This is a genomic window from Micromonospora sp. NPDC023966, assembly GCF_040639095.1.
Taxonomy (GTDB): Bacteria; Actinomycetota; Actinomycetes; order Mycobacteriales; family Micromonosporaceae; genus Micromonospora.
Window position 1 is genome coordinate 13746 of sequence record NZ_JBEZZJ010000027.1, and the last position, 12609, is coordinate 26354.

10 protein-coding genes are annotated in these 12609 nt (G+C 74.0%); 3 read left to right on the plus strand and 7 right to left on the minus strand.

Annotated features, from left to right (window positions below; all coding sequences use genetic code 11):
- Positions 1-67 precede the first annotated feature (67 nt).
- The 3 genes from AB0F68_RS26335 to AB0F68_RS26345 all read right to left on the minus strand — a co-directional run bounded on the left by AB0F68_RS26335 (position 68) and on the right by AB0F68_RS26345 (position 3327).
- Positions 68-976: a hypothetical protein gene (locus tag AB0F68_RS26335; protein ID WP_357342955.1), complete on the minus strand. Its 909-nt coding sequence runs from the start codon at positions 974-976 to the stop codon at positions 68-70.
- A gap of 162 nt (positions 977-1138) precedes the next feature.
- The gene (locus AB0F68_RS26340) at positions 1139-2794 is read right to left on the minus strand and encodes a CocE/NonD family hydrolase (protein WP_357342957.1); all 1656 of its coding nucleotides are present in this window, start codon (positions 2792-2794) and stop codon (positions 1139-1141) included.
- A 2-nt stretch (positions 2795-2796) separates the two neighbouring features.
- Positions 2797-3327, minus strand: coding sequence for a MarR family transcriptional regulator (locus AB0F68_RS26345; RefSeq protein WP_357343059.1), 531 nt, complete (start codon positions 3325-3327; stop codon positions 2797-2799).
- 131 nt (positions 3328-3458) lie between these two features.
- On the opposite strand from AB0F68_RS26345, the gene AB0F68_RS26350 reads away from it, so the two are divergent.
- Positions 3459-5594 (plus strand): efflux RND transporter permease subunit, encoded by a 2136-nt coding sequence (locus AB0F68_RS26350; protein ID WP_357342959.1) that lies wholly within the window; start codon positions 3459-3461, stop codon positions 5592-5594.
- Positions 5595-5643: 49 nt separating this feature from the next.
- Here the strand turns inward: AB0F68_RS26350 and AB0F68_RS26355 are convergent, their stop codons facing one another.
- Positions 5644-6519, minus strand: a complete 876-nt coding sequence (locus tag AB0F68_RS26355) for a transglycosylase SLT domain-containing protein (protein ID WP_357342961.1) — start codon at positions 6517-6519, stop codon at positions 5644-5646.
- Positions 6520-6549: 30 nt separating this feature from the next.
- Positions 6550-7995 carry a DedA family protein gene (locus AB0F68_RS26360; protein ID WP_357342963.1) on the minus strand — a complete coding sequence of 482 codons (1446 nt, stop codon included), beginning with the start codon at positions 7993-7995 and terminating at the stop codon, positions 6550-6552.
- Between the two features lie 132 nt (positions 7996-8127).
- Between AB0F68_RS26360 and typA the strand changes: the two genes are divergently transcribed.
- Entirely contained in the window at positions 8128-9996 is a 1869-nt protein-coding gene (gene typA, locus AB0F68_RS26365) for a translational GTPase TypA (RefSeq protein WP_357342965.1), read from the plus strand.
- Positions 9997-10184: 188 nt separating this feature from the next.
- On the opposite strand, the gene AB0F68_RS26370 is transcribed toward typA, so the two are convergent.
- Positions 10185-10850, minus strand: coding sequence for a class I SAM-dependent methyltransferase (locus AB0F68_RS26370; RefSeq protein WP_357342967.1), 666 nt, complete (start codon positions 10848-10850; stop codon positions 10185-10187).
- Positions 10851-10923: 73 nt separating this feature from the next.
- Between AB0F68_RS26370 and AB0F68_RS26375 the strand changes: the two genes are divergently transcribed.
- Complete coding sequence (locus AB0F68_RS26375) at positions 10924-11790, plus strand: serine hydrolase (RefSeq protein ID WP_357342969.1); 867 nt, start codon at positions 10924-10926, stop codon at positions 11788-11790.
- Between the two features lie 4 nt (positions 11791-11794).
- On the opposite strand, the gene AB0F68_RS26380 is transcribed toward AB0F68_RS26375, so the two are convergent.
- The gene (locus tag AB0F68_RS26380) at positions 11795-12592 is read right to left on the minus strand and encodes a tyrosine-protein phosphatase (RefSeq protein ID WP_357342971.1); all 798 of its coding nucleotides are present in this window, start codon (positions 12590-12592) and stop codon (positions 11795-11797) included.
- Positions 12593-12609: the final 17 nt, after the last annotated feature.

Below are 12609 nucleotides of genomic sequence, written 5' to 3' on the forward strand. Positions count from 1 at the left end.
TCTGTTGCTGATTTCCCTCACGAGACCCGGGGCCGCGGCGCGGCACTCGCCGCGGGGCCGGGTCGGATCAGGAGGTCAGTCGCCGCGACAACTCGTCGGCCACGTCCCGGGCGATCTGCGGCGGGATCGCCTCGGCGATCTTCTCCGGCGGCAGCCCGGCGAGCACCCCGGTGACGATCTGCTGCTCGTCGGTGAAGTCCTTGCCGGACAGCGCGGTCACCTGCGCGACGAGGGCCGGCCAGGCCCGCGCCATGGCCAGCATCTGCTGCAACGGCGAGTTGGCCTGGGGTGGGGCGACGAGACCGGTGGTGCCGGCCGGCGAGATGAGCCAGTTGCGCAGGTTCTCCAGGTCGGCCAGGACGTCGCCGACGGTCCGGTTGCTATATCCGGTGTTGTTGAGGAGCTTGTCGGTCTGTTCCATGTCGGGCTCCGGTTTCGGTGGGGCGATCAGGCCGATCGCGGTCAGGTAGCGACGGAACAGGGCGGTCTCGTCCCGGCCCGCCTTCGTGGAGTCACGGAAGAAGCTGAAGTGGGTGTGGAACAGGTGGCTGCTGTCCCCGCTGGTGCGCTTGCCCAGCCGGTCCCAGCGCTTCACGGTCGTGCCGTCCGGGGAGTAGATGATCTCCCGGATGTCGCGGGCGTCCGCGGCCCCCGCGGCGCACTGCGACACGCACCAGGTGGAGAAGGTACGCAGGTTGTGGGTCGCGCCGCCGGAGGAGACGGAGAAGGTCCCGACGTCCAGCGCGGAGGCGTGCAGGGTCAGCCCGGACGAGTCCCGGCGGGACTCCACCACCGAGTAGTCGTTGGGCACCACCCGGTCGGAACCGCAGTGGTATCCGCCCCTGTGGCTGGGATCGCCGACGATACCGACCTCGGCCGGTTCCAGGTCCTGACTTCGTACGGTGTCCTTGTCGACGTTGAGATAGCTGAGCAACAGGTTGCGGACGGCCAACAGGTTCGCCGGGGCCGACGTCATGGGATCTCCCCTCGGATCGGTCCGATGGGGCACGACAATCACTACACGTGAAGGCGCACGATCCGGGGACGCGCCCCACCGGATGGCTGCACGGCACCGGGCACTTGGCCCGAGGATATCCACACCGGCAAGTGAATGCCCAGCTCAGAGCACTATCTGGAACTATGGGCCCGCTGTGGACGATGCCGGGACGACAGGCAGCACCAAGGCCGAAGGATGCTCGGGTTCGTGCAGGATCTCCCGCCAGCCAGCACGAAGAGTGACGGCGGTGCCGAGCGGTTCGCCGGTGCCCGGGTTCCGCGCGTAGCGCGGGTGGGCGCCGCCGGAGACCTGGACGCGGAGCCGGTGCCCGGGTGCGAAGCGGTGCGCCGCCGGCCAGAGGGTGACCGGCACCCGGACCACACCGGACGGATCGCGCGGAAAGCGCCCGGGGGCGACCCGGACCAGGCCGTCGCAGACGTTCCAGGACCGCCCGCGCCGGTCGACGTCGCAGAGCCGGACGAAGACGTCCAGGTAGGACAGCTCGCTGCGAATGTGGATCTCGGCGTGCACCGGGCCGACCACCTCGACCGGGCCGACCAGCGGTGCGCTGCTGTACGTCAGCACGTCCGCCCGGGCCTCCACCGGCCGGTTGTCCACCGCGCCGGCCCGCTGAGCGACCAGCAGCGGGCCGCCGAGCGACGGCGTGGGGTCGGCCGGGTCGTAGCAGAACCGGTCGGGTGCGGAGGTGACCGGCGGCGCGGGGGCGAGCACCTGGCCGGCGTGCAGGTGCCAGCGGGTCGGCTCGGCCGGCGGGGGCCAGTCGGGCAGGTCACGCCAGCCGCCGCCGGCGCCGCCGACGTGCACCCGGACCGGCGCGCGGCGCTGCGCGGGGCGCCCGGCCAGGTGCTGGTCGAGCCAGTCGAGCCCCTCGCGCAGCGCCGCGACGAGGAGCCCGGGGCTGCCGTGGGTCCACGGGCCGACGGTCAGCCGGGGGCGGGCGCCGGCCGCCCGGAGCCGGGCGAAGTCGTCGAGCTGGGCGGGGAGGAAGATGTCCTGCCAGCCGCTGACCATCGTCACCGGCGCGCGGACCTCGGCGATCCGGTCGCCGAAGATGCGGGTCCGCCAGTAGTCGGCGTCCGGGGTGTGGTGGCGCAACCACTCCTGGAAGAACGGCACGGTCACCCCGGTGGCGATCCGATCCGCCTCGGCCAGCGGCAGGTGGGCCAGCGCCCGGGTGAGCCGGGGCTGCCCGCGCTTGAGCTCCCACTGCCGGGCCAGCCAGGGCACGGTCTGCGCCTGGAGCAGCTCCGCCCAGGTGAGCACGGTGTCCAGCGCGAACGACTCGCCCGCGTACGTCGAGTCCCGGGTGGCCGAGGCGGTGACCACGGCGACCATCGCGCGCAGCTCGTCGCCCGCCTCGGCGGCCACCGCCCACTGCACGAACCCCTGGTAGCTGGCGCCGAACATGCCGAACTCGCCGGTCCACCAGGGCTGCCGACGCAGCCAGTCGAGGGTGTCCAGCCCGTCGTCGCGCTCGTGCACCAGCGGGGCGAACTCGCCGCCGGAGCCGTACGTGCCCCGGCAGGACTGGATCACCACGTGGTAGCCGCGCTCGGCGACGAGGCGGCCGAGCAGCCGGACCGGACCGCCCCGCCCGTACGGGGTGCGGATCAGCACGCAGGCCGCCCCGGGCAGATCCGGGGCGTAGTGGTCGGTGCGCAGCGTCACCCCGTCGCGGACCCGCACCGGCAGGTCGCGGGTGACCGTGATGCGCCGGACCCGGGCGGCCGGCAGCCGCAGCGCCGCCGCGGCGAGCCGGGTGAGCAATGGCCGCACGTTCAGTCCGCGGGGCGTTGCGCCGCGCCGCCCCGCCGGGGCTCGCCCCGGGCCGCGCGCACAGCGTCCCGGTGCTTGCGCATCGAGACCACCATCTCGGCCATGAACCGCTGCACGACAGCCAGCTCGTCGTCGCTGAACCGGGCCATCACCTCGTCTGTCCGCCGGCCCAGCGGGGCGAAGAAGCTGCGGGCCAGGGTGGCGCCCCGGTCGGCGTAGTGCAGGAAGACCTTGCGCCGGTCGGCGGTGTCCCGGTCACGCCGGATGTGCCCGCCCCGCTCCAGCCGGTCCACGAGCGCGGTCACCGAGCCGGAGGAGAGGTTGAGCGCCTCCCCCAGCCGCCCGGGGGTGATCGGGTCGCCCAGCAGCTCGGCGTCCATCACGGCGAGGAGGGCGTGCAGGTCGGTCGCGTTGAGGCCGTGCAGGCCGGCGAACGCGTGCCCGATGTGCTGTGCGTCGACCGAGTAGCGGCGCAGGTCGCTGGTGATGTCCGCGATCATCCGCCCACGCCGGTCGTCCCGCCGCCGGTACATGCCCTGCGCGCCCACGTCTCGCCGCCACCCCCTGCCCGAACCGTCCGGTTGCAGCATAGAACCCCTGCCGATAATCTCGACCATCAAGATACTTGTCAGGCGAGAAAAACCGTCACGTGAGGGCAGCCCCGATGTCACTGTTCACCCGCGTCGCCCGGGGCCGGCTGGCCGCCTGGCTCACCGTGGCCGCCGCGCTCGTCGTCGGCGCGGTCGTCTTCGGCCTCCCCCGCCCCGACAACCCCGAGCCCGTCTCCGCCACCGGGCTGTCCGTCCGGTGGCAGTCGACGCAGGTCGAACGGCTCCAGGACCAGCTCCCGTCCAGCGACGTGCAGCCCGCCGTCGTGGTGGTCAGCCGCGCCGACCGGGCCCCGCTGACCGAGCCCGACCGGGCCGCGCTCGACGGCGCGTCCGCCACCCTGGGCCGGCTCGCCGCCGGGGGTCGGGTCGCACCGGCCCAGTTCTCCCCCGACGGCACGGTGGCGCTGGTCGCCGTGCCGCTCTCCACCGCCGGCGGCCAGGAGGCCGTGGTGGACGAGGTGGCCCGGCTCCGCGCGGCGCTGGCCGACCTGCCCGACGGGCTTACCGTCGAGGTGACCGGCGCGCCCGCCTTCACCGCCGACCTCACCAAGGTCTTCGACGGCGCCGACATCACCCTGCTCGCGGTCACCGCCGGCGTGGTGGCGCTGCTGCTGCTGATCACCTACCGCAGCCCGTTCCTGTGGATCCTGCCGCTGCTCGTGGTCGCCGCGACCGAGCAGCTCACCCTGCGCGCCGTCGACACGATCGTCCCCGCGCTCGGCATCCACCTCCAGGAGGGCCAGGTCACCGGCATCGCCAGCGTGCTCGTCTTCGGCGCCGCGACCGACTACGCGCTGCTGCTGATCGCCCGCTACCGGGAGGAGCTGCGCCGCGAGGAGAACCGGTTCACCGCCATGCGGGCGGCGCTGCGCCGCACCGCCGAGCCGATCCTGGCCAGCGGCTGCACCGTGGTGCTCGGCGTGCTCACCCTGCTGCTGTCCGAGCAGGAGACGAACCGGGCGCTCGCGGTGGCCTGCGCCACCGGCGTGGTCTTCGCCATGGCGTCCGCCCTCCTGGTGCTCCCCGCCGTGCTGGTGCTCTTCGGGCGGGGGCTGTTCTGGCCGTTCGTACCCCGGGTCGGTGGCGCGGCGCGGGAGGGCCGGCTGTGGGGCCGGCTCGGCGACGCCGTCGTCCGCCGGCCGCTGCCGGTCGCCGCGCTGGCCACCCTGCTCCTCGCCGCCCTCGCCCTCGGCGGCCTGGGCATCCGCACCGGCCTGTCGGAGACCGAACAGTTCCGGGTGAAGCCGGAGGCGGTGGCCGGCGCGGAGACCCTGGCCCGGGCCTTCCCGGCCGGCACCACCCAGCCGGTCGCCGTGCTCACCAACCCGGGCGCGGCGCCGGCGGTGCTGGCCGCCGCCGGGGCGGTCGACGGGGTCGCCTCCGCCCGGCCCGGCGCCGCCGGCGACCGGGTCGCCCAGGCCGACGTGGTACTGGCGGCCGAGCCGGGCACCGCGGCCTCGGACCGGACCGTCGAGGCGCTGCGCGAGGCGGTCGCCGCCGTGCCGGACTCCGCCCCGCCCGCGGTCACCGGCGCCGACGCCCCCGAGGGCGCGCTGGTGGGCGGCACGGTTGCCGCTACCTACGACTCCGACCGGGCGAACACGAAGGACCTGCGGCTGATCCTGCCGATCATCCTGCTCCTGGTCGGGGCGGTGCTGGTGCTGCTGCTCCGCGGCCTGCTGGCCCCGGTGCTGCTGGTGCTGACGGTCATCGCCTCGTTCTTCGCCAGCCTCGGCGCGGCCTGGCTGCTCTTCGACCGGGTGCTGGGCTTCCCGGCGCTGGACAGCGGGGTGCTGCTGCTCGCCTTCGTGTTCCTCGTGGCGCTCGGCGTGGACTACAACATCTTCCTGGTCACCCGGGCCCGCGAGGACGCCCGCCGGCTGGGCACCAGGGACGGGATGCGCTCCGCGCTGCGGGTCACCGGCGGCGTCATCACCAGCGCGGGTGTGCTGCTCGCGGCGGTCTTCGCCGTGCTCGGCGTGCTGCCACTGATCACCCTCACCCAGATCGGGGTCATCGTCTGCGTCGGCGTCCTGCTGGACACGCTGCTGGTCCGCACGGTGCTGGTGCCGGCGCTGGCGTTCCTGCTCGGCGACCGGTTCTGGTGGCCGGGGCGGATCGCCCGCGAACCCGACGCCCCGGCGGAGACGCCCCCGGCGCCCGTGACGCCGGCCGGCGTGCGGCACTGAAACCGGGCGGGGCCCCGGCGGTCGTCCGCCGGGGCCCCGTTCCGTCAGCTCAATAGTTCAGGCAGACGCACTCGGTCATCAGCGCCCGCACGTTGCGCACGTACTGCGGGTTGGGGATGGCCAGCGGCTCGCCCTCGCGGGCCACCGCGCCGTGCCCGTAGTTGTACGCCGAGATCACGGCGTTGAGCAGGCAGGAGTTCAGCTCCGACGTGCACAGCGAGGCGTCCAGCCGGTAGTCCGACTCGAAGTACATGTCGCCGATGTACTTGGTGAGCCAGGCCAGGTAGGTGCCGCCCAGGTAGGCGTTGTCGCCGTAGTCGTCGATGTCGTAGGACTGGCCGAACCGCTGGTTCATCCAGTCGGCGGTGGCGGGCATGACCTGCATCAGCCCGATGCCGCCGTCGCAGGCGACGATGTTGGACTGCCAGCCGCTCTCCTGCCAGGCGGTCGCCTTCATCAGGGTCAGCGGGATCTTGATGTCCGGCGCGGAGGTCGGCCAGTAGGTCCGCGCTGCCGCGTCGGACAGCGCCGACTTCACCTGGCTGCGGGTCGCCTGGGTGCCCCGGTAGGTCGGCTCGCAGCCGCTCGCCGGCGGCTTCGGCGGGGGCGGCGGCACCTGGGTCTCGGTGGGCGGCTTCGGCTTGGCGAGCGGGCCGGTGGTGGTGCGGGTCGGTTTGGGCTTCGGCTTCGCCGACGCGCTCGGGCTGGGCTTGGCGCTGGGCTTCCCGCCCATTGCCGCGACCGCCGGCGGTTCGTCGCTCGGCAGGTCGGCGGGGCCGTCCGCGGGCGCCTCGACAGGCGCCTCGCTGGGCAGTTCGACCGCCACCTCGCGGGTCGGTTCCTCGCCGCCGCACCCGGTGACCATGCTCGCCGTCAGCAGCGCGGCCACCGCCGCCGTCGCCCAGCGACCCACTCCTCGACGCATCAGACCTCCCCCGTGGTCGTCCGCCGCACCCTAGCAGGGGTCGACGGGTGGACGGGGTACCCGCGACGCCGGCCGGGAGCCCCGCGGCCGCGGCGGGCCGTCCCCTGTGGCCGGTTCGGCCCGCCCGCCGGGCGACGGGTCGTCCGCGCCGACGGCGCGGTCCCGGGTGGCCCAGGCGACCACGAACACGGTCACCCAGGCCGCCCCGAGCAGCACCGAGGTGGCGGTGCCGCTGGCCGTGCTCCACCCCAGGTAGAGCCGGGCGCCGGTGACGGCGACCACACCGACCAGCGCGCCGGTCCAGACCGCCACCGCCACCGGCCAGCGGGCGCCCCGGGACAGCAGCCAGGCCAGCGTGCCGAAGCTCGCGGTGACCACCGCGTTCTGGGTGGGCAGCAGGTCCGGGCCGCCCGGCCCGGTCAGGTCGGCGACCACCACCAGCACCACCAGCGGCACGAACGCCCCGACCGTGCCGAGCACGCTGAGCAGGTCGGCCCGCCAGGGCCGGTTCCGCCAGGCCACCACCGCCGCCACCAGGGCCACCGCGGCGATCAGCACCCAGCCGCGCAGCACCGAGACGGCGGCCAGCACCGTGTCGACCACCCCGGGGGTACGCCGGGCGGCGAACCAGTCCGCGACCAGCCCGTCGAGCACCCCGAGCCCGCTGTGCCGGACCACCGCCTCCAGCACCGCCGCGACGGCCAGTCCGGCGGCGAAGAGCAGCAGCAGCCCGGCCGCCAGGTTGATCAGCAGCGTCACGGCCGGGCCGAACCGCATGGCGATCAGGAAGAACAGCACCCCGTAGCGGGCGCGCAGCCAGCGCAGCGGGGGCAGGGCGGCGGCCCGGGCGGCCAGCGCCCGCACCGGGTCGGGGTTGCGGCCCAGCCAGCGGCCGGCCAGCACCACGCCGACCAGGCAGACCAGCAGCACGAGCACCGCGCCGGTGGCCCGGCCCAGGAACCGGGACACCCGCTCGTAGGACTCACCGGCGGCGTAGCCGGCCAGCACGGAGGCGCCGACCCAGGTCACCACCCCGGCCAGGTTCCACGGCGCGAACCGCCGGTACGGCAGCCCGGCCGCGCCGGCCAGCCGGGGCGCCAGGGTGCGGGCGAAGGCCACCCAGCGGGCCGCCAGCACGCCCCGGCCGCCGAGCCGTTCGAGCAGCGAGTCGGCGCGGCGCCACCGCTCGGGTCCGATCCGGGCACCGAGGCCGGAGGCACGCAGTTTCGGCCCGTACCGCCGGCCGGCCCGGAAGGCGAGTGTGTCTCCGATCACGGCGGCAGCGGTCATGGCCAGCAGCGTGGGGACGAGCCGCAGCGTCCCCGCGTACGCTAGGAAGCCGACCAGCAGCAGGGTCGCCTCACCCGGCACCAGCAGCCCGAAGATCACCGCGGTCTCGCCCGCAACGATCGTCGCGGCGACCAGGTAGATCAGCAGAGGCGGCAGCTCCTGCAGCCAGTTCAGCAGGTCAGGCATCCGGTCCCCCGCACGGGAGCCAGCATGCCAGTCGCTGGAACGGTCGGGACAGCACTTTCGGCAGAGATCCGGGCGATCTCGGGGGTGACCCCGAGGCCTGCCCCGGCAACCGCAGACAGGAGTATGGAGGGTATGCAGCTACGCACCGACCTCCGCAACGTCGCCATCATCGCCCACGTCGACCACGGCAAGACGACCCTGGTCGACGCCATGTTGCGGCAGGCCGGCGCCTACGGCGCCCGTGGTGAGGACACCGAGCGGGTCATGGACTCGATGGACCTCGAGCGGGAGAAGGGCATCACCATCCTCGCTAAGAACACCGGCGTGCACTACTTGCCGGCGGACGGCTCCGAGCCGGTGACGATCAACATCATCGACACCCCGGGGCACGCCGACTTCGGCGGCGAGGTCGAGCGCGGCCTCACCATGGTCGACGGTGTGGTGCTGCTGGTCGACGCCAGCGAGGGCCCGCTGCCGCAGACCCGGTTCGTGCTCCGCAAGGCGCTGCGCGCCCGGCTGCCGATCATCCTGGTGATCAACAAGGTGGACCGCCCCGACGCCCGGATCAAGGAGGTCGTGGACGACACCTACGAGCTCTTCCTCGACCTGGACGCCGACGAGGAGCAGATCGACTTCCCGATCGTCTACGCCTGCGCCCGCGACGGCATCGCCTCGCTGACCCAGCCGGCCGACGGCTCGGTGCCCAGCGACAGCCACAGCCTGGAGCCGCTGTTCCGCACCCTGCTGGACACCATCCCGGCCCCCGCGTACGAGGAGGAGGCTCCGCTTCAGGCGCACGTCACCAACCTCGACGCCTCCCCGTTCCTCGGCCGGCTGGCGCTGTGCCGGGTCCGGCAGGGCAACATCAGCAAGGGCCAGACGGTGACCTGGTGCCGCACCGACGGCAGCACCCAGCGGGTCCGCATCTCCGAGCTGCTGATGACCGAGGGCCTGGAGCGCAAGCCGGCCGACAGCGCCGGCCCGGGCGACATCATCGCGGTCGCCGGCATCCCGGAGATCATGATCGGCGAGACCCTGGCCGACGCGGAGAACCCGGTCCCGCTGCCGCTGATCACCGTCGACGAGCCGGCCATCTCGATGACCATCGGCACCAACACGTCGCCGCTGGTCGGCCGGGTCAAGGGCGCCAAGGTCACCGCCCGCATGGTCAAGGACCGGCTGGACAAGGAGCTGGTCGGCAACGTCTCGCTGCGGGTGCTGCCCACCGAGCGGCCGGACGCCTGGGAGGTGCAGGGCCGCGGTGAGCTGGCCCTGGCCATCCTGGTGGAGCAGATGCGCCGCGAGTCCTTCGAGCTGACCGTCGGCAAGCCGCAGGTGGTCACCAAGGAGATCGACGGCAAGACCTGCGAGCCGGTCGAGCGGCTGACCATCGACGCCCCGGAGGAGTACCTGGGCGCGATCACCCAGCTCCTCGCCACCCGCAAGGGCCGGATGGAGCAGCTGGTCAACCACGGCACCGGCTGGATCCGGATGGAGTGGCTGGTCCCGGCGCGCGGCCTGATCGGCTTCCGCACCGAGTTCCTCACCGAGACCCGCGGCACCGGCATCCTGCACCACGTCTTCGAGTCGTACGAGCCGTGGTTCGGCGAGCTGCGCACCCGCAACAACGGCTCGCTGGTCGCCGACCGCGCCGGCTCGGTCACCGCGTTCGCGATGACCAACCTCCAGGAGCGCGGCCAGCTCTTCGTGGAGCCGGGCACCGAGGTGTACGAGGGCATGATCGTCGGCGAGAACTCCCGCTCCGACGACATGGACGTCAACATCACCAAGGAGAAGAAGCTCACCAACATGCGGTCGTCGACCGCGGACGAGACCGAGAAGCTGATCCCGCCGCGCAAGCTGTCGCTGGAGCAGGCCCTCGAGTTCTGCCGCGAGGACGAGTGCGTCGAGGTGACCCCGGCCGCGGTGCGGATCCGCAAGGTGGTGCTGGACCAGACCCAGCGCGGCCGGATGGCCGCCCGCCGCAAGCACGCCGGCTGACCACTCAGCCACCCGGAGCCCGGCCCGCCCACCCCGGCGGACCGGGCTCCACCCTTTCCACCCTGTCCCTGCCCTGCCTTGTGCCGGCGATCATGAAGTCGGCGGCGGTTTCGGAGATCGACATCGCCGTCAACCTCATGATCGACCGCGGGAAGGGGGCGGCCCGGGCGGGCGGCGACGGTCAAGGGTCAGGCGGGTTTGGTGGCCTGGAAGGCCAGGACGTCGGGGAGGGGGCCGGGGGCGGACTCGCGGACGGCGGTCAGCACCAGGCCGGCGGCCGGGACCGCGTCCAGAAGGTCGGCCAGGGGCAGGTGCCACGCGCCCACCCGGGCGCGGACGCCGACGGAGTTCCAGGACCGGAAGCTGCGATCCCGCTCGGCGTATCCCTCGTCGATCACGGCCCGGCCCGGCTGATGGCGGTCGGCGAACGCCCCGACGAAGCAGGGGTGCACGCCGACGTGGACCAGCCGCCCGCCGGGCGCCAGCACCCGGGCCGCCTCGGCGATCGCCGCCGGGTAGTCCGGCATGTCGGTGTGGGCGAGCACGCAGGCCACGGCCGGCAGGGCGCCGTCCGGCAGGGGCAGCGCGGTGGCGTCGGCCCGGACCACCGGGAGCCGCGCCCCGGCGTGGCGCAACTGCCCGGCGGACAGGTCCACCCCGATCGGCTGCCAACCCAACCGGCGCAGCTCGGCGGCGTGCGCCCCGGTGCCGCAGCACAGGTCGAGGCAGCGCCCAGTGCCCGGACCGAGCAGCTCGGCCAGCACCGACCGGACCCGGTCGCTGTAGTCGTTGGCGGTGGTCGTGACGTAGTCGTCGTACCAGTCGGCGATGGCGTCGTACGCGGCGGTCGTCATCTCCGCACGCTAGACCCGGCGCGGGCCGGACCGCAGCCCCCGCCGGCCGCGATGATCCGCTACGGTCTCCGGCATGACCTGGGAGGATCTCGACGCGCACCTGGACAAGGTGCCCGGCACCATCTCCGCGTACGTGGGGCGGCTGGGCGCCCCGCCCACCTGGACCCGGCAGGCCGACGCCACCCACTACGCGGCGAGCACCATGAAGGTCGCCGTGCTGGTGGCGCTGCACCGCGCCGCCGAGGCCGGCCGGCTCGACCTGGACGGCCCGATTCCGGTGCGCAACGCGTTCGACTCCGCCCTGCCCGGCGCGCCCCGGTTCAGCAACGCCCAGCACTACGACAACGACGACGAGGTCTGGGCGCGGGTGGGCGGCGAGGCGCCGCTGCGCTGGCTCGCCGAACGGATGATCGTCCGCTCCAGCAACCTGGCCACCAACATCTGCCTCGGTCAGGTCGGGCTGCCCGCGGTCGCCGAGGCGTGGAAGCTGGCCGGGGCCCGGCACAGCGTCACCGGTCGGGGCATCGAGGACTTCGCGGCCCGGGACGCCGGGATCGACAACCTGGTCACCGCCGCCGACCTGGCCGCCGTGCTCGGCGAGCTGGCGCTCGGCGCTCGCCGGCCCGGCCCGCTCGCCTCGCCGGCCGGCTGCGCGGCCATGCTGGACGTGCTGTTCGCCCAGGAGCACCGCGAGGACCTCGCCGCCGGGCTGCCCGAGGGCACCCGGATCGCCCACAAGAACGGCTGGGTACGCGGCGTCCGGCACGGCGCCGGGGTGGTGTTCCCCTCCGACGCCCCGCCGTACGCCGTCGTGGTCTGCACCACCACCGACCTGGCCGACGGCGGCCCCAGCGGCGAAGAGGTCGAGGACGACGCCTGCCGCCTCATCGCGCACGTCTCCGCGCGGGTCTGGGCGGCCCGGCACGACCTGGCCGGGTGACCGCTCAGTCCAGCAGGTTCGCGCGCAGCGCCGCCAGCGTCTCGTCGGTCAGCCCCAGGCCGTCGCGCAGGTACGCGTCGAAGGAGCCGTGCACCCGCCGCACCTCGTCGTAGGCGGCGTCCAGGTACTCCGGCCGCACCTCGAGCAGCGGCCGGGCCATCGTCGGATCCAGGTCCGGCCGCTGGCGGGTCATCGCGGCCAGCAGCACCTCGCGCAGGCTCTCGGTCAGCTCGTTGTGCCGCAGGTAGTCGGCACGGATCGCCGGCTCGTCCACGCCCAGCGCGGTGAGCAGCACCACCGACAGCCAGCCGGTGCGGTCCTTGCCGGCCGAGCAGTGGAACAGCAGCGGCAGGTTCGCCGCGTCGGCGGCCAGCCGCACCGCCGTCCCGAACCCCTCCCGCGCCGAGTCGCCCGTGACGAACCAGCGGTAGATCGCCGCCATCGCCCCCGGCATGCCGCCCCGCGCCAACTCCTCGTACGCGTTCAGGTCGTGGCCGAGCAGCACCGCCGAGACGTAGGTGAACACCGGGTGGGCCGGGTCGTAGACCGGCAGGTGCACCAGCCGCGGCTCGCCGGCCAGGCGGTCCGGCGGGGCGACCGCCTGCTCGGTGGCGTGCCGCAGGTCCACCACGCAGGCCGGGGCCAGCTTGCCCAGCACGGGCAGGTCCTCGTCGGTGAGCCGGCCGAGCGCCGCGGTGCGGATCAGCCGACCGGCGCGTACCCGCCGCCCGTCCGAGGTGGGCAGCCCGCCCAGGTCACGGGCGTTCGGCGCGCCCACCAACTCCCAGTCCCGCCCGGTCATCGGCCCTCCCCTGATCG

Coding starts and splice junctions, on each gene's coding strand:
- AB0F68_RS26345 (WP_357343059.1), bottom strand. CDS start 3,327: ATGTACCGGCGGCGGGACGACCGGCGTGGGCGGATGATCGCGGACATC.
- AB0F68_RS26380 (WP_357342971.1), bottom strand. CDS start 12,592: ATGACCGGGCGGGACTGGGAGTTGGTGGGCGCGCCGAACGCCCGTGAC.
- typA (WP_357342965.1), top strand. CDS start 8,128: ATGCAGCTACGCACCGACCTCCGCAACGTCGCCATCATCGCCCACGTC.
- AB0F68_RS26355 (WP_357342961.1), bottom strand. CDS start 6,519: ATGCGTCGAGGAGTGGGTCGCTGGGCGACGGCGGCGGTGGCCGCGCTG.
- AB0F68_RS26370 (WP_357342967.1), bottom strand. CDS start 10,850: ATGACGACCGCCGCGTACGACGCCATCGCCGACTGGTACGACGACTAC.
- AB0F68_RS26360 (WP_357342963.1), bottom strand. CDS start 7,995: ATGCCTGACCTGCTGAACTGGCTGCAGGAGCTGCCGCCTCTGCTGATC.
- AB0F68_RS26350 (WP_357342959.1), top strand. CDS start 3,459: ATGTCACTGTTCACCCGCGTCGCCCGGGGCCGGCTGGCCGCCTGGCTC.
- AB0F68_RS26335 (WP_357342955.1), bottom strand. CDS start 976: ATGACGTCGGCCCCGGCGAACCTGTTGGCCGTCCGCAACCTGTTGCTC.
- AB0F68_RS26375 (WP_357342969.1), top strand. CDS start 10,924: ATGACCTGGGAGGATCTCGACGCGCACCTGGACAAGGTGCCCGGCACC.